Origin of the sequence: Plantactinospora sonchi, from assembly GCF_036422035.1 — a bacterium.
Lineage (GTDB): Bacteria > Actinomycetota > Actinomycetes > Mycobacteriales > Micromonosporaceae > Plantactinospora > Plantactinospora sonchi.
Map to the genome: position 1 here is coordinate 36,489 of NZ_JAZGQK010000028.1, position 15,918 is coordinate 52,406.

The window sequence follows — 15,918 nt, forward strand, 5'->3', positions numbered from 1 at the left end:
GTAAGTTTGCGGAGGCACCCCTCCGGAAGGTACCGGAGCACTGCCTCCGTCTACGTTACCCCGTCCCGGCAACGCGGAATCCGCCGCACCCGGCGTCGAAGACGCCCCGGCACGGAGCGGAACCACCCAGAAAGATCAGAGGTAACAGCCATGTCCAAGGTCTGGCTCATCACCGGAAGCTCGCGGGGTTTCGGTCGCGAGATCGCCCGCGCGGCACTCGCCGACGGCGATCGGGTGGTGGCGACCGCCCGCCGCCCGGACCAGCTCGACGACCTTGTCCAGCAGTACGGCGACCAGGTCCGGACCTTCCGCCTGGACGTCACCGACACCGAGGCCGCCCGGGCCGCGGTCCAACTGGCGGTCGACGAGTTCGGCGCGCTCGACGTCGTGGTGAACAACGCCGGATACGCCATTTCCCGGCCCATCGAGGAGATGACCGACGAGGAGTTCCGCGGTCAGATCGAGGCGAACCTCTACGGCGTCGTCAACGTCACCCGGGCTGCCCTGCCGGTGCTGCGCAAGCAGCGGTCCGGACACTTCGTCCAGTTCTCCTCGATCGGCGGACGGGTCGGCGGATCACCCGGACTGAGCGCCTACCAGACCGCCAAGTGGGCGGTCGAGGGCTTCTCGGAGGTCCTCAACAACGAGGTCAAGCCGTTCGGGATCAAGGTCACCATCGTCGAGCCGGGCGGCTTCCGTACCGACTGGGGCGGCGCCTCCATGCCGTCCGTCGAGGTCGGCGCGGAGTACGACGAGACCGTCGGCGCGATGAACCGGTACCGGGAATCCACCGTGCACACCTGGCCCGGCGACCCGGTCCGGGGAGCCCGGATCATCGCCGACGTCGTACGCCTGCCCGAGCCGCCGCTGCGACTGCTGCTCGGCGCCGCCGCCGTCACCTCCGCCCTGGCCTCGGCGGAGAACCGCTCGGCGGAGGCCCGCCAGTGGGCCGAGGTCAGCGCCGCCGCCGACTTCCCCGGTGCCGCCCAGGCGCCGATGGCCGACGCCGACGAACCGGCCGTCGAGTAGGCGGCCGTGGCCGCCGATCAACCCCTACACGTACCCGAGATGGAGTCACCATCGTGGTCCGGACCCTCCGATCCACCTCACCGAGGCTGACCTTCGCCGTCCTCGCGGCCGGCGCGGGCTTCTTCGCCATGCTGCAGTCGTTGATCAGCCCCGTGCTGCCGACGATCCAACACAACCTGCACACCTCGCAGAACACCGTCACCTGGGTGCTGACCGCCTACCTGCTCTCCGCGTCGGTCTTCACGCCGATCCTCGGCCGGGTCGGGGACATGCTCGGCAAGAAGCGGATGCTGGTCGTCGCCATGGCGGCACTCGCGATCGGCTGCCTACTGGCGGCACTGGCGCCGAACATCGGCGTACTGATCATCGCCCGGGTCGTCCAGGGCATCGGCGGCGCCGTCTTCCCGCTCTCCTACGGCATCATCCGGGACGAGTTCCCGGCCGCGCGGATGTCCTCGGCCATCGGCGCGATGTCGGCGATCATCGCCGCCGGCGGGGGAGTCGGCGTGGTCATGGCCGGTCCGATCGTCGCCGCCCTCGACTACCACTGGCTCTTCTGGATCCCGATGATCGTCGTCGCGGCCACCGCGCTCACCGCCGCGCTCGTCGTACCCGAGTCGCGGGTCCGCGCCGCCGGACGGATCAACTGGGGCGGCAGCGTACTGCTCTCCGGCTGGCTGGTCGCGCTGCTGCTCGGGGTCAGCAAGGCCCCGGCCTGGGGCTGGTCGTCGGGTCGGGTCCTCGGCCTGCTGCTGCTGGCCGTCGTCCTGGCGGTGGCCTGGCTGGTCGCCGAGAACCGGGCCGCCAACCCGCTGATCGACCTGCGGATGATGCGGCTGCCCGCGGTCTGGACGACCAACCTCGTCGCGCTGCTCTTCGGCGCCGCGATGTTCGCCATCTACGCCTTCCTGCCGCAGTTCGTGCAGACGCCGAGCGGTGCCGGGTACGGCTTCGGGGCGAGCATCACCGAGGCCGGTCTGCTGATGCTGCCGATGCTGGTCGCGATGTTCGTCGCCGGCATCGTCGGCGGCCGACTGGAGCCCCGGTTCAACGCCCGGGCCCAGCTGATCAGCGGCGCCGCGCTCGGCACCGTCTCCGGCGCGGTGCTCGTGTTCGCCCACGACACCCGGTGGCAGATCGGGGTGGCCGCCGCCATCTTCGGTCTCGGTATCGGTCTGGCCTTCGCGTCGATGACGAACCTGATCGTCCGCAGCGTCCCGGCCGGGCAGACCGGCGTCGCCACCGGGATGAACGCCAACATCCGTACCATCGGTGGCGCGATCGGCGCGGCGGTGATGAGCGGTGTGATCACCGCCCATCCGCTACCGAGCGGGCTGCCCCGGGAGGCTGGATTCACCCATGGGTTCGCGGCGCTCACCGTGCTGTCCCTCGCCGCGGTCCTGGCGGCGTTGGCGGTGCCCACCGCCCGCCGGACGGCCCGCCACACGGCCCGGCCCACCGTCGAGGAGCTCGTCCCGGTGACCGCGATCCGCTGACCGGTACCGGGCACGGGCCGGGGGACGACGACGTCCCCCGGCCCGGACGTCGGCGGGATCAGACCTCCGGTCGGTCCCGCTTCGGCAACTTCCGGACCACCGCGTCGTAGGAGGAGTCCACCGCCTCCCGCAGTTCGTCGGCCGGAATGCCCGCCCCGATCCGCAGGGTGTTCCACCCCGACCGCCCGATGTAGGCCATCACCGAGGCGTCCTCCGGGTGACGCAGCAGCCATTCGTCGGCCACCTCCCGGTTCGGGCCGCACTTGACCCCGACACTGGACCGCGCCTCCTGCCCCAGGAACGCGAAGATCTTCGGGCCGACCTTGACCACGATGTCGCCCTCCCACGGCTCGTCCTGCCACGCGCCGGGCTTGGCCAGGCAGTACCCGAGCATGTCGGTCCAGTCCATCAGTCGCCTCCTCGCCGCGACGGACCCGTCCGGTCCATGTTGACAGACGACCTATCCTCGGCCGGGTGTCCCGTGTATTCGGCACGGCCCGGCGGGTGGCGCGCTGGTCGTACCTGGTGGTCGCCGTGGTGGTCACCGCCGGGGCGGCGATCGGGGCGGTCCGGCTGGTCACGCCCGCCACCGCAGGTCTCACCGCCGACCCTCCCGGAGTACGTCGGCAACTCAGCTTCCTCAGGGCGGAACTGGACGCGGGCGCGGCCGAGGACGCCCAGCGGCTGTTCCCGGAGGGCCACCTCTTCCTGCACGTCCTCTATGGACTCGCCTGGGTCGAGCTCGGGATGCGTGCACCGGCCGCGGAACGGGACACCGCCCTCCGGGAGGCCCGTCGGGCGCTGGAACACCTCGACTCACCGGCCGGCCGGGCGCCGTTCAGCCCCGACCTGGTCCCGGCCTACGGCGTCTTCTACCAGGGCTGGACGAACTGGCTACGCGGGGGAGTGCTGGCCCTGCAACCGGCGGACCGGCGTGACCAGGGCGAGGTACGCCGGTTCGCGGAGGACTCCGCCGCGCTCGGGGCCGCCTTCGACACCGGGTCCTCGCCGTTCCTCACCGCGTACCCGGGACAGGCGTGGCCGGTCGACTCGACCGTGGCGATCGCCTCCCTGCGACTGCACGACACCCTGCTGCCACCCCGGTACGCCCCGACGGTGGCCCGCTGGCTCGACGGTGTCCGGCACCGGCTCGACCCGGTCACCGGGTTGATGCCGCACCGGGTCGAGCCGGTGACCGGTGCCCCGCTCGAGGTGGCCCGCGGCACCTCGCAGAGCGTCATCCACCGTTTCCTGCCGGAGATCGATCCGGCCTTCGCCCGGGAGCAGTACCTACGGTTCCGTAACCGGTTCGTGGCGTCCCCGCTCGGTCTCGGGCCGACCGTCCGGGAGTACCCGGTCGGCATGGACGGGCCCGGCGACGTCGACTCCGGTCCGCTGCTGCTCGGGGTGAGTCTCTCCGCGACCGTGGTGACCCTCGGCGCCGCCCAGGTGCAGGGCGACGGGGCGCTGGCCGGTGCGCTCGCCAACTACGGCGAGCTGGCCGGGATCCCGGTGGACACCCCGTGGACCAAGCGGTACGCCCTCGGCCTCATGCCGATCGGCGACGCGTTCCTCGCCTGGTCGAAGACCGCCCGGCCGTGGGTGGCCCCGCCGCCGTTCGGACTGCCGGCGCAGACGTCCTGGTGGTGGCGTCTGCCGCTGCTGTCCCTGCTGCTCCTGGTCGGCGCGGCGCCCTGGCTGCCGGTACTGGCGCGCCGCCGCGTGGCCGTCCGCCGGCAACCCCGGGCGTCGTCGGGGTGACGGGTCGACGGCGACCCGGTGCCCCCCCCGGTACGCCGGCGGAGAACTACAGCAGCTTGTCCAGGGTGATCGGCAGGTCGCGGACCCGTCGGCCGGTGGCGTGGTGGATGGCGTTGCCGATCGCGGCGGCGACCCCGACCGTGCCGATCTCGCCGATCCCGCGCGCGCCCAGCGGGTTGAACAGGATGTCCGGGTGGTCGAGGAAGTGGACGTCGATCGGCGGTACGTCGGCGTTGACCGGCAGCAGGTAGTCGGCGAGGTTGGCGTTGGCGATCCGGCCGGTGGCCGGCTCCAGCTGGGCGCCCTCCAGGAGTGCCTGGCCGATACCGAAGATCACCCCGCCGACGATCTGGCTGCGCGCGGTCTTGCTGTTGATGATGGCGCCGGCGTCGACCACGGTGGTGATCCGGCTCAGCCGGGGTTCGCCGGTCCAGCGGTTGACCCGTACCTCGCAGAAGTGCGCGCCGAACGAGGTGAAGGCGTGCTGGCCGTGTTCCGGGCCGGGTCCGGCGTTGCCGGTCGCCTCCACCTGGTCGAGGTGGAGGGCGCCGAGCAGGGCCCTGAAGCCGATCCGGGTGCCGTCGGCGACGAGCTGGCCGTGGTCGTACCGGACCTCCTCGACGGGTACGCCGTACAACGGGGAGTCCTGGTGGGTGACGGCGACCCGGGTCAGCTCGGCGATGGCGGCCTCGGCGGCGGCGGCGACCGCCGGCCCGGTGCTCGCGGTCGCCCCGGAGCCGAACGCCCCGATGTTCGAGGCCAGGGTGGAGTCGCCGAGATCGGGCCGGATCCGGTCGAGCGGCAGGCCGAGGGACTCCGAGCCGAGCACGGCGAGCACCGTCCACATGCCGGTGCCCAGGTCGGCGGTGGCGCTGTCGACGGTCACCGTGCCGTCGGCCCGGAACCGTATCCGGACCGAGGCCGGAAAGCGTTCGCCGGGATAGTTGGCGGTGGCCGTACCGGTGCCGACCAGCCAGTCGCCGTCCAACTTCGACCGGGGGGCGGGGTTGCGCCGGTCCCAGCCGAACCGCTGCGCACCGACCCGGTAGCACTCGTCCAGGTGCTTGCTGGACCAGGGTACGTTCCGACCCGGATAGATCGTCGCGTTGTTCCGCAACCGCAGCGTGACCGGGTCGACGCCGAGCCGGATGGCCAGCTCGTCGAGCGCCGTCTCCAGCGCGAACGACCCGGACTCCTGGCCGGGGGCCCGCATCCAGGTCGGCGGCGGGATGTCCAGGGTCACGATCCGCTGGTCGAGGTGGATGTTCTCGGACCGGTAGAGGTACCGCGAGGTGGTGTGCGCGGGTGCCTCGAAGGTGCCGCCGGAGGCGGACTGGGTGGCGTACGCCTGGTGCTTGACCGCCACCAGGGTGCCGTCCCGGCGGGCGCCGAGGGTCACCACCTGTTCGAGTCCGGAGCGGTTCCCGGTGATCGTGAACGTCTGCTCCCGGGTCAGCACGATCTTCACCGGTCGGTTCAGGACCCGGGCGGCGGCCGCGGCGAGCAGCGGGTGTGCCCAGGTGGCGATCTTGTTGCCGAAGCCGCCGCCGACGTGCGGACTGACCACCCTGACCTGGGCCGGCGTCACGCCGAGCGCCGCGGCCATCGCGCCGACGGTCAACGTCGTGCTCTGCGTGCCGGACCAGAGGGTGAGTTGGCCGTCCTGCCAGGCCGCGATCGACGCGTGTGGCTCCATCGCCGAGTGGTGCTTGATCGGCTGCGTGTACCGCCCGGAGACGGTCACCTCGCTGGCCGCCAGCGCCGCGTCGATCGAGTCGACGCCCTCGGCGAGGAACTCCAGCCGTGCCGGCTCGCCCATGATCGGACCGGGGTCGGTCGCGCCCGGGACGCCACCGGGCAGGGACGCCGCCGGAGGCCGGGCGTCGTACCCGGTACGGATCAGCGCGGCGGCGTCCCGGGCCTGCTCGAAGGTCTCCGCGATCACCACCCCGATCGCCTGGCCGTGGTAGCGCACCTCGGCGTCCTGCAACGGCAGCCAGCTGTGGCCGACGCTGAACGGGTTGCCGCTGCCGCGCAGCTCCACCGGGCGGAACGGGGTGAAGACGGCCAGCACCCCGGGGGCCCGTTCGGCGGCCGAGACGTCCATCGTGCGGATCGTGCCCCGGGCCACCGTACTGAGTACCAGGTGGCCGTGGGCCACCCCGGCGACCGGCTGGTCGGCGGCGTACCGGGCCCCGCCGGTGACCTTGAGTCGACCGTCGACCCGGTTGACCGAGACGGTCCGCGTTGCGGGGTCGCGCATCTTCACTCCGCCAGGCTCATCAGGGCCCGCACGATGGTGCGCCGGACCAGGGTCGTCTTGTAGCCGTTCTGCGCCAGGGGCCGGGCCCCGACGACCGCCCGTTCGGCGGCCGCCTCGGCGATGTCCGGCCGCAACGGGCGGCCGCGCAGCGCGTCCTCCACCGCCGGCAGCCGCCACGGCCGGGTGCCCACGCCGCCGACCGCCAGGCGTACGTCCCGGATCAGCCCGCCACGCAGATCCAGCGCCACCGCGGCGGAGGCGAGCGCGAACTCGTACGACTGCCGGTTCCGGATCTTCAGGTACGTCGACCGGCGGGCCCAGCCCAACGACGGCACCGTGATCCCGGTGATCAGTTCGCCGGGGCGCAGGTCGTGCTCCAGGTGCGGGGTGTTGCCGGGAAGCCGGTAGAAGTCGGCGATCCGGACCTGTCGCGTCCCGACCCGGCTGGCGAGGTGCAGCCGGGCGTCGAGCGCGACCAGCGGCACCGCGAAGTCGCTGGGATGGGTGGCGACGCAGGAGTCGCTGGTGCCGAGGATCGCGTGTCCCCGGTTCTCGCCCTGGATCGCCGAGCAGCCGGAACCGGGCTCCCGTTTGTTGCAGCCGGTGGCGGTGTCCCGGTAGTAGCCGCAGCGCACCCGCTGCATCAGGTTGCCGCCGAGGCTGGCCATGTTGCGCAGCTGTGGGGAGGCGCCGAGCAGTGCCCGGCCGAGCAGGGGGTAGTGCTCGGTGACCAGCGGGTGTTCGGCGACGTCGCTCATCCGCTCCAGCGCGCCGAGGTGCAGCCCGTCCCGGTCGATCGAGACGCCGCGCAGCGGCAGCCGGTTGATGTCCACCACCCGCCGGGGGGTGAGCACCTCGAGCTTCATCAGGTCGACCAGGGTGGTGCCGCCGGCCAGGTAGGCGGTGTCGGCGCCACCCTGCTCCAGAGCCTGCGGCAGGCTCTGCGCGGTCGCGTACTCGAACGCCTTCATCGGCCGGCCCCGTCCCCGGCGACCGTTTTCACCGCGGCCACGATGTGCTCGTACGCCCCGCAGCGGCAGATGTTGCCGGACATGTGTTCCCGGATCTCGTCGTCGGAGCCGGTGTGGCCCTCCGCGGCCAGCGCCACCGCCGACATGATCTGGCCGGAGGTGCAGAATCCGCACTGGAAGGCGTCGCAGTCGATGAACGCCTGCTGCATCGGGTGCAGTCGGTCCCCGGCGGCGAGTCCCTCCACGGTGGTGACCTGGCGGCCGACCGTGGTCACCGCCAGGGTCAGGCAGGAGAGGACCCGACGGCCGTCGACGTGCACCGTGCAGGCGCCGCACTGGCCCCGGTCACAGCCCTTCTTCGAGCCGGTGAGCCCGAGGCGTTCCCGGAGCGCGTCCAGCAGCGTCACCCGGGGGTCGAGGCGGAGCCGTTCGGCGCGGCCGTTGACCGTCAACCGGACGTCGACGACCTGGTCTCCGACCAGCTCCGGCGCGGGGGCCGCCGCCGCGGGACCGGTGTGCGCCGTGGCGAGGCCGGGGGCGGCGACGGTGCCGACGGCGACCCCGGCGGAGGCGGCGGCGGTGCCGCGCAGCACCCCGCGCCGGGACACGGTCGGCTCGGACGGGGGCGGATCCGGTTCGGACCCACGGGTCATGGCACACACCTCCGCAGACAGCGCCACCGGTCGCCGGCGTCCCGGATGTCACTCCGCGCGGCGGAGCGGACACTGACCGGGATGCCAGTAAATCAGAGAGGATCATCGATGTCGACAGGATGGACGGACCCTGGTGTCACCCATCGATATCTGTCATGCTCTTGCGCCATGGCAGGGCTGACGAGACGTGTGCTTCCCATCCTCGTGACCATGGGCGTGGTGCTGGCCGGCAGCACCGTGGCGCTGGCCGGCAACGGTCCGGTCGCCGCCGGGCCCGACCGGGGAGGGGTCGGAAACGGTGGCAGTTGCGGCAAACGCGCGCTGCTGTTCTGTGAGGACTTCGAGCGGCTGCCCACCGGCGGCGCCGCGACGCTGGCCTGGGGAATCGACACCAAGGACGGCACCCTCACCGTCGAGCGGCACCGGGGCGACAAGGTCCTGCGGGTGCACACCGAGGGCAACGGGCGGGCCTTTCTCCGGGTCGACGACTTCGCCGCCCCGGGCAACAGCTTCTACGGTCGGATGCGGTTGCGGGTGGACGCCTTCCCGACCGCCCCCGACTGGGCGCACTTCACCCTGGTCGAGGCGACCGGGTCGGGCAGCGCCGAGATCGTCCGGCCGATCGGCGGTCAGTGGGCGCCGCCGCTGGGTGGGTCGTACTGGGGGGTCGGCGCCGACGGCGGCCCGACCGGTGACTGGACCAACTGGCGGGAGTCCGCGCCGACCAGCGAGGACCGCTGGCAGTGCTTCGAGTGGCAGTGGGACGCCACCGACAACCGGATCGGTGTCTGGATCGACGGCGTACCGCAACCGGACCTGACCGTGACGACCACCGACCACGGCGGCAACCCGGTCGACTTCGTACTGCCGCAGGCCGACACGGTCAAGATCGGCTGGCAGCTCTACCAGGGCGGACCCACACCGGACCACTTCGACCTCTGGCTCGACGACCTGGCGTTGGGGCAGCAGCGGGTCGGCTGCGCACGCTGAGGCCCGGGCCGTCCCGGCGTCGGGCCGGGTACCGGTCGGGAACCGACCGGGGTGTCCACTCCGGACGCTCCGGTCGGACCGGCGGTTGGGTACGATCCCCGGAGCAGCGCGGCTACCCCGGATGTCCGTTCCCTCGAAACCACGGAGCTGATCTGTGACCGCCCCCAACGACGGAGGCTTCCCCGCCTTCCCGATCGACGTGCCGACCTCGGCCCGGATGTACGACTACAGCCTGGGCGGCAAGGACAACTTCCCGGTGGACCGGGCGGCGGTGCTGCACGTCTGCCGGCAGTATCCGGCGAGCCTCGACGTGACCCGGGAGAACCGGCGCTTCCTCTACCGGGTGGTCCGGTTCCTCGCCCGTGACCTGGGCATCCGGCAGTTCCTCGACCTGGGCAGTGGCCTGCCGACCCAGGCGAACGTGCACCACGTGGCGCAGCAGTTCCAGCCCGGTGCCCGGGTGGTCTACGTCGACAGCGACCCGATCGTGCTGGCGCACGGGCGGGCCCTGCTGGCCGCCGACGAGACGACGACGGTGATCGCCGCCGACGTCACCGTGCCGGAGAAGATCCTCGCCGACGGGACCGTCCGCGAGATGATCGACTTTTCCGAGCCGGTGGGCGTACTGCTGCTCTCGGTGACCCACTCCGTCGTCGACGACGCGGCCGTGCGGCACCTGCTCGACACGGTCCGGGAGGCGGTCGTGCCCGGCAGCTACCTGGCGTACTCGCAGCTGGCCGGCCCGGATCCGGCGGGTGTGGCCGAGGGCAACGCGATGGTGGCGAAGATGGGCATCCCGTGGCGCAACCGCACCACGGCGGAGGTGACCGGGTTCCTCCACGGCTGGGACGCGGTGGAGCCTGGGCTGGTCGACGTGAAGACCTGGCGGCCGGACCCCGACCAGCCGCCACTGGCACCGGTCGACGAGGCACTGCGGCCGTACCTCGGCAAGGGCGGCGACGAGACCCGGTTCTTCGAGTACGGCGGTCTGCTGCGCCGCCCCTGACCGGCGGTCCGCTCCCCGCTCAGCCTCTCCCGGCGACCTCGGCCAGCCGGGCCTGGACCCGCTCCACGCCCCTGGTCACGCCCTGCTGCTGATACAGCACCGCCGCCCGGCGCCAGGCGTCGACCGCGAGCCGGGAGTCACCGGCGGCGGCGTGGGTCTCGGCGATCCGTTCGGTGATCTCCGCCTCGATGTAGTTCATCCCCAGCTCACGGATCAGACCCAGCGCCTCCGAGTAGTGCTCGAGCGCGACGGTGTGTTCACCGAGCCGCTGGGCGATGAAACCGAGGCTGTCCAGGGTGACCGCCACCCCGCGTGGGTCGCCGTCCTCCCCGCGGTCCGCCGCCAGGGCCTGCTCGCAGAGCGTCCGTGCCTCGGCGTACCGGCCGAGCCTGGCCAACAGCCAGCCGACCGAGTTCAGCATCCGCTGCGCCCGTACCGTGTCACCGGCGGCCTCGAACAACCGTTGCGCCTCCGTGGCGTGGCCCAGCGCCCGCTGGTCGTCCCCCCACCGCTCGGCGGCGAGGGCGAGGACCCGGTGGGTGTACGCGGTCTCCACGAGGTCGCCCAGCTGTTCGACCCGGTCCAGTGCCTGCTCGAGCTGGGCGGCGGCCAGGGTGTGCTGGCCGAGCCGGTCGTGCGCGTGTCCGAGCTGACGATGCGCGATGACGACGCCGCGTGGGTCGCCGAGCCGCCGGACGGCGTCGAGCCCGAGAAGGGAACTGCTCAGACTGTCGTGGCGGTGGCCCCGCTGCAGATGGAAACTGTTCATCGCCCAGGCGAGCTGCCAGGTGCGGTCGTCCCAGCCGTTGTCCCGGGCGGTCTCACAGGCGGCGAGCAGACCGACCCGTTCCGCGTCGAACCAGGCCAACGCCGCCGCCTCGTCGGCCGGGGCGAGCGGTACACAGCCCGGGGCGGGCGGGTCGAGCGGGATCCGGGGCCGGACCGGGGCCAGGATCCGGTCGGCCGTGTCGGCGGTGTGCAGGTGGAAGTCGACCAGTCGGCGCAGCGCCGCGTGCCGCTGTTCGGCGGGCAACTCGGCCCGGCCCCGCTCGGCGGCGTAGAGCCGTACGAGGTCGTGCAGCCGGTACCGGTTCGGCTGGTACTCGACCACGATGTGCGCCGAGACCAGCTCCCGCATCACCTGGCGGACCGGTCCGACCGGCAGCCCGGCGAGGCTCGCCACCGCCTCCAGCCCGATGTCGGGACAACCTGCCAGGCCGACCAGCCGGAACACCTCGGCGGCGCGCCGGGAGAGCGCGCGGTCCGAGGTGGTCAGCACCGCCCGTACGCTGCCGCCCAGCTCGCCGGTCTCCAACGCGTCGAGCCGTCCCGTCACGTCCCGCAGCTCGGCGGCGAAACCGGCCAGCGGCAGCAGCGGGCTGACCACGATCCGGGCGGCGAGTACGCCGAGCGCCAGCGGCTGCCCGGCGCAGTACCGCACCAGCTCGGCCACCGCCTCCGGCTCCGCGTCGGTACGTTCCCGGCCGAGGTGACGGATGAGCAGCTCGGTCGCCTCGGCGTCACTCAACGTGCCCAACGGCACCGAGGCGGCGCCGTGCCCGGCGACCAGTCCGACAAGCTGGCTGCGGCTGGTGACGATCACGGTGCACCGGGCGCCGCCGGGGAGCAGCGGCTCCACCTGCGCCAGGTCGGCCGCGTTGTCCAGTACGACCAGCATCCGTTTCTCCGCGACGAGGCTGCGGTACAGCTTGACCTGGCTCTCCGGCTCGTGCGGCAGGGACTCGGGCGCGACGCCGAGCGCCTCCAGGAAACCGCGGACGGCGACGGCCGGCGGAGTCGGCGGATTCACCGGATCGAAACCACGCAGGTTCACGAACAGCTGCCCGTCCGGGAACCGGTCGAGGTGGCGGTGTGCCCAGTGCAGCGCGAGCCAGGTCTTGCCGACGCCGCCCATGCCGCCGATCGCACTGATCACCAGCGTCCGGTGGGTGTCGGCGGCGTCGAGTTCGGCGGTCAACCGGGCCAGTTCGGCCGCCCGTCCGACGAACGTGCGCGGGAGCGCGGGCAGTTGCCGGGGGATCGGGCCGGCGCCGACGCCCCGGCTCGATCCGGCGGCCCAGACGGTCAGCGTCTGGTCGCCGCTGAGGATTCGTCGACGCAGTTTGCGCAGGTCCGGGCCGGGCTCGGCACCGGCTTCCGCCAGCAGTGTCGCGCTGATCCGGTCGTAGTGCGCCAGCGACTCCGTGGTTCGCCCGCCGAGGTGCAGGGCGAGCATGTACTGCCCGGCCAACCGCTCGTCGAGCGGACGGGCCGCCACCTGTTCGGCCAACCCGGGCAGCAGCGCCGCGTGCTCACCGCACCGCAACAGCAGGTCGGTACGGTCCAGCGTCGCGGCGTCCCGTTCCGCCAGCAGGGTGGCGCGCAGGTTGTCGAACCACGGCGTCTCGACGCCCGCGAACGGTTCGCCCCGCCACAACCCGAGTGCCCGGTCGAGCAGTGCCGGCGCCTGCCCGTCCGCCGCGGTCCTCGCCTGACTGACCAGGCGGCGGAACAGGTGCAGGTCCACCCGGGCCGGATCGACGGTCAGCAGGTACCCGCCGGGTCGTCGTATGATCTCCACCCCGTCGACCTCGGACAGGGCCTGGCGCAGCCGGGACAGGTAGCTGTACAGGGTGCTCCTGCTGGGGGGCGGGAGCGTTTCCCCCCACACCCGCTCCGTCAGCCCGTCGAGCGGGACGACCCGGTTGGCGTCCACCAGCAGTGCCGCCAGCACGTGCCGCTGCCGGACGTGGCCGACGTCGACCCGTCCGGATTCCACGGTGATCTCACCGAGCAGACCGAACTCCACAGCTACCCCCCCAGGTTCGACACCAGTCAATCGCTCTTTCCGGATCCGGTCCAAGAACTGTCCAAGATTCCTCCAATGTCGGACCGGCATCGTCGGTATCGCGGTGGGGGGCGACCAGTCACCCGCGGGGATTCACAGGAGTAGGGGGAAGCAGATGCGGAAGAAGGTGATCACCCTTCTGGCGACGGTGTTGGTGGCCGTCAGCGCAGGGGTGTCCCTGGCGGCACCGGCGCAGGCGACGGACGGGTCCCGACCGGCGGCGACGGATGCGGCGGAAGGCTCGCGGCAACTGCCGAAGGGACTGCCCGACGAGGCGGTCGCCTCCCGGCCGTCGCCGAAGGAACTGTCGGACGGGGCGGGGGACGCCTCCAGCGTCGCCGACGAATACTGGGACGACCGGTTCCGGAACCAGGAGACCGGCCGGATGCTCGACGACAGCTTCGAGTACGGGCTGCGTGCGATCCAGGACTACGGCAACCCGCACCAGCTGTGGCGGGTGTACCGCTGGGACGACGGGTGGTCGGCGATCTGGAACCACGCCACCGGCCGTTGCCTCGACGACAGCTGGGAGTACGGGCTGCGGACCATCGGCTGCCACTACGGAGCCCACCAGCTCTGGTACGCCCACTACGGGCCGAACACCGTCGGCGTCACCCTGCAGAACGCGGTGACCGGTCGGGTGGTCGACGACAGCTTCGAGTACGGACTGCGCTCGTTCGGCCTCAACTACGGGCCGTGGCAGCAGTGGTGACCGGAGCCTGACCTCGGGGGAGGGGCGTCGGGGCCAGGGGAGTCACCCGTAAGGGGGCGTCCCGGTCCCGCCGCCGCCGCCGGTTCACCGTCCCCCGGTGGCGGTTCGGGCGTCCTCTACGATCTACCCGACCAACCAGGAATTGTGCAGGGGACATGGGCAGATACGCGCTGTTGATTCTTCCGTCGTCGAACCGGGTCTACGCGGACGCCTCGGTGGCGCTGACCCGCGCCGAATTGGCGGTGTTCAACCGGACCGTCCTCGGCGGTCGGTTGTCGGAACTGGCGGAGACGACCATCGGTGGGGTTCGTTACGTGACCTTCGCCGCCGACGAACTGACCGGGCGGGACGTGGCGTTCCTGGCCAACCTCTCGTCGATCTACACCCTGTTCGAGGTGGTCGAGGATTTGTTCCGGCCGGTCGAGCTGCGTCGCCTCGACCGGTTCGACGACGATCTGGTCACCATTCCGAAGTACCCCGGAAAGACCAACGAGCAGTTCACCAAACTGTTGTTGAACGTGACGCTGCTGTCATCGGATCTCGCCACGGAAATGCTGGAACGCAGATTCCGGGTGATCGATCCGCTGTGCGGCCGGGGCACCACCCTCAACCAGGCGCTCATGTACGGTTTCGACGCCGCCGGGGTCGACCGTGACCAGCAGGATTTCGAGGCGTACGCGACGTACATCCAGACCTGGCTGAAGCGGAAGCGGATCAAGCACCGGGCCGAGTCCGGGCCGGTACGTCGGGAGCGGAAGGTCGTCGGCCGTCGGTTGCAGGTGTCGCTCGCGGCCGACAAGGAGGCGTACCGCGCCGGTGACACCCAGCGGCTGGACGTGGTGAACGCGGACACCACCCGGAGTCTGGAGTTCTTCCGGCCGGGCAGCCAGGACCTGGTGGTCGCGGACGCGCCGTACGGCGTACAGCACGGCAGTCGCAGCGGGGACCGGCTGGTACGCAGCCCGCTCGAACTGCTGGCCGGGGCGGCACCGGTCTGGGCCGAACTGCTCCGCCCCGGCGGGGCGCTCGGTGTCGCCTGGAACACCAACGTGGCCCGCCGGGAGGAGGCGGTGGCCGTACTCGCCGACGCCGGGCTGGAGGTCATGACCGCCGAGCCGTACCTGGACTTCGCGCACCGGGTCGACCAGGCGATCGTCCGGGACATCGTGGTGGCCCGCAAACCGTGACGCGGCGGGGTTAGGAAGGGCCCCTTCCTGTACAAGAAGCGATAGGAAGGGGCCCTTCCTTGCGCGTCAGTAGCTGCAGCCGCTGGTCGGCAGGCTGCTCGCGGCCGGCGGGGTGACGCCGTCGTAGAGGGCCAGCAGGAACGCCTGGGGACAACGTCGGGTGCTGCCGGTCCGGATGCCGAAGTGCAGGTGCGGTCCGGTCGAGTTGCCGGTGTTGCCGGTCGAGCCGATCCGTTGCCCGGCGGTGACGGTCGCGCCGCTCGCCACCGACCACGCGGAGAAGTGACAGTACGTGTAGATCGCCCCGTCGGTGCCGGTCAGGTTGATCCCCTGGCCGCAGCTGGTGTCGTCGACCCGGACCACGGTGCCGGCCCGCACGGCGTACGCGGCGGTGCCGGTCGGTACCGGCAGGTCGATCGCCGGATAGTCGTGGTGCGGGTCGTCGTACTCGCTGCGGGGCAGTGCGGTCCGGGGCAGCGGCATGGAGAAGGCGGTGCCACCGGTGGCCGAGGTGATCCGCACCGCGTCGGCGACGACGTACCCGGTGCCGCTGGTCCACCGGCTGACCCCGACCGCGTTGTAGTCGCCGGCGGCCAGCGGGAACGTCCCGAGGCTCACCCAACGCCCGCCGTTGCTGCGCTGGTTCACCGGGATCGTCTGGTTGCCGCCGGTCGTGACGACGATGAACGGTGTGGAGTCGTTGTAGCCGGAGTCGGCGGGGTACCAGACCTCGACCAGGTAGCTGCCGGCGGTCGGTACGGCGACCGTGAACCAGGCCGCGTCGCTGGCGGTGGTGTCCGGGGTGGCGAACCGGTAGTCGGGGCCCTGGCGCTGGCTGGACCAGGCGGACGTACCCCAGTTGGCGCTGGCGGTGAAGCGGCCGGCGGTGGCGTTGTCGACCGTCACCGTCGCCGCCGCGGCGGGGCTGGCCGGGACCAGGACGGCGGCGGCGAGTGCGGTGGCGACGAGGACGGTGAGACCGCGAAGGTATCCGTTCGGCAT

The 15,918-nt window shown here is 72.0% G+C and carries 13 protein-coding genes; 7 read left to right on the plus strand and 6 right to left on the minus strand.

Going from position 1 to position 15,918, the window contains the following annotated elements; genetic code table 11:
* The first annotated feature begins 150 nt into the window (after window positions 1-150).
* Both V1633_RS28685 and V1633_RS28690 read left to right on the plus strand, forming a co-directional pair.
* Window positions 151-1,029 (plus strand): oxidoreductase, encoded by an 879-nt coding sequence (locus V1633_RS28685; protein WP_331217403.1) that lies wholly within the window; start codon window positions 151-153, stop codon window positions 1,027-1,029.
* A gap of 53 nt (window positions 1,030-1,082) precedes the next feature.
* A complete protein-coding gene (locus V1633_RS28690) occupies window positions 1,083-2,525 on the plus strand; it encodes an MFS transporter (protein WP_331217404.1) in 1,443 nt (480 codons plus the stop codon).
* 58 nt (window positions 2,526-2,583) lie between these two features.
* Here V1633_RS28690 and V1633_RS28695 read toward each other — a convergent pair whose 3' ends face one another.
* Entirely contained in the window at window positions 2,584-2,934 is a 351-nt protein-coding gene (locus V1633_RS28695) for an MmcQ/YjbR family DNA-binding protein (protein ID WP_331217405.1), read from the minus strand.
* A gap of 65 nt (window positions 2,935-2,999) precedes the next feature.
* On the opposite strand from V1633_RS28695, the gene V1633_RS28700 reads away from it, so the two are divergent.
* Window positions 3,000-4,286 (plus strand): hypothetical protein, encoded by a 1,287-nt coding sequence (locus tag V1633_RS28700; protein WP_331217406.1) that lies wholly within the window; start codon window positions 3,000-3,002, stop codon window positions 4,284-4,286.
* A gap of 46 nt (window positions 4,287-4,332) precedes the next feature.
* On the opposite strand, the gene V1633_RS28705 is transcribed toward V1633_RS28700, so the two are convergent.
* From V1633_RS28705 to V1633_RS28715, 3 genes are read right to left on the minus strand one after another with little or no spacing between them, the layout of a single operon-like run.
* Complete coding sequence (locus tag V1633_RS28705) at window positions 4,333-6,549, minus strand: xanthine dehydrogenase family protein molybdopterin-binding subunit (protein WP_331217407.1); 2,217 nt, start codon at window positions 6,547-6,549, stop codon at window positions 4,333-4,335.
* A 2-nt stretch (window positions 6,550-6,551) separates the two neighbouring features.
* Window positions 6,552-7,520: an FAD binding domain-containing protein gene (locus tag V1633_RS28710; RefSeq protein WP_331217408.1), complete on the minus strand. Its 969-nt coding sequence runs from the start codon at window positions 7,518-7,520 to the stop codon at window positions 6,552-6,554.
* Window positions 7,517-8,002: a (2Fe-2S)-binding protein gene (locus tag V1633_RS28715; RefSeq protein ID WP_331217455.1), complete on the minus strand. Its 486-nt coding sequence runs from the start codon at window positions 8,000-8,002 to the stop codon at window positions 7,517-7,519. Before V1633_RS28715 ends, V1633_RS28710 begins: the two co-directional genes overlap by 4 nt.
* Before the next feature lie 381 nt (window positions 8,003-8,383).
* Here V1633_RS28715 and V1633_RS28720 point away from each other — a divergent pair, with 381 nt between their 5' ends.
* The gene (locus tag V1633_RS28720) at window positions 8,384-9,163 is read left to right on the plus strand and encodes a hypothetical protein (RefSeq protein ID WP_331217409.1); all 780 of its coding nucleotides are present in this window, start codon (window positions 8,384-8,386) and stop codon (window positions 9,161-9,163) included.
* 154 nt (window positions 9,164-9,317) lie between these two features.
* Complete coding sequence (locus V1633_RS28725) at window positions 9,318-10,169, plus strand: SAM-dependent methyltransferase (RefSeq protein WP_331217410.1); 852 nt, start codon at window positions 9,318-9,320, stop codon at window positions 10,167-10,169.
* Window positions 10,170-10,188: 19 nt separating this feature from the next.
* Here the strand turns inward: V1633_RS28725 and V1633_RS28730 are convergent, their stop codons facing one another.
* On the minus strand, window positions 10,189-12,978 hold the full coding sequence (locus V1633_RS28730) for an AfsR/SARP family transcriptional regulator (RefSeq protein WP_331217411.1): 2,790 nt from the start codon (window positions 12,976-12,978) through the stop codon (window positions 10,189-10,191).
* Between the two features lie 154 nt (window positions 12,979-13,132).
* Here V1633_RS28730 and V1633_RS28735 point away from each other — a divergent pair, with 154 nt between their 5' ends.
* Together V1633_RS28735 and V1633_RS28740 are read left to right on the plus strand one after the other, a co-directional pair.
* Window positions 13,133-13,729 carry a hypothetical protein gene (locus V1633_RS28735; protein WP_331217412.1) on the plus strand — a complete coding sequence of 199 codons (597 nt, stop codon included), beginning with the start codon at window positions 13,133-13,135 and terminating at the stop codon, window positions 13,727-13,729.
* Window positions 13,730-13,884: 155 nt separating this feature from the next.
* Complete coding sequence (locus tag V1633_RS28740; protein WP_331217413.1) at window positions 13,885-14,916, plus strand: TRM11 family SAM-dependent methyltransferase; 1,032 nt, start codon at window positions 13,885-13,887, stop codon at window positions 14,914-14,916.
* A gap of 66 nt (window positions 14,917-14,982) precedes the next feature.
* Here V1633_RS28740 and V1633_RS28745 read toward each other — a convergent pair whose 3' ends face one another.
* On the minus strand, window positions 14,983-15,918 hold the full coding sequence (locus V1633_RS28745; protein ID WP_331217414.1) for a golvesin C-terminal-like domain-containing protein: 936 nt from the start codon (window positions 15,916-15,918) through the stop codon (window positions 14,983-14,985).

Bases quoted from the DNA above. Each gene is read 5' to 3' on its own strand.
- V1633_RS28685 (WP_331217403.1), top strand. From the start codon at position 151: ATGTCCAAGGTCTGGCTCATCACCGGAAGCTCGCGGGGTTTCGGTCGC.
- V1633_RS28695 (WP_331217405.1), bottom strand. From the start codon at position 2,934: ATGGACTGGACCGACATGCTCGGGTACTGCCTGGCCAAGCCCGGCGCG.
- V1633_RS28705 (WP_331217407.1), bottom strand. From the start codon at position 6,549: ATGCGCGACCCCGCAACGCGGACCGTCTCGGTCAACCGGGTCGACGGT.
- V1633_RS28710 (WP_331217408.1), bottom strand. From the start codon at position 7,520: ATGAAGGCGTTCGAGTACGCGACCGCGCAGAGCCTGCCGCAGGCTCTG.
- V1633_RS28720 (WP_331217409.1), top strand. From the start codon at position 8,384: ATGGGCGTGGTGCTGGCCGGCAGCACCGTGGCGCTGGCCGGCAACGGT.
- V1633_RS28735 (WP_331217412.1), top strand. From the start codon at position 13,133: ATGCGGAAGAAGGTGATCACCCTTCTGGCGACGGTGTTGGTGGCCGTC.
- V1633_RS28740 (WP_331217413.1), top strand. From the start codon at position 13,885: ATGGGCAGATACGCGCTGTTGATTCTTCCGTCGTCGAACCGGGTCTAC.
- V1633_RS28745 (WP_331217414.1), bottom strand. From the start codon at position 15,918: ATGCCGAACGGATACCTTCGCGGTCTCACCGTCCTCGTCGCCACCGCA.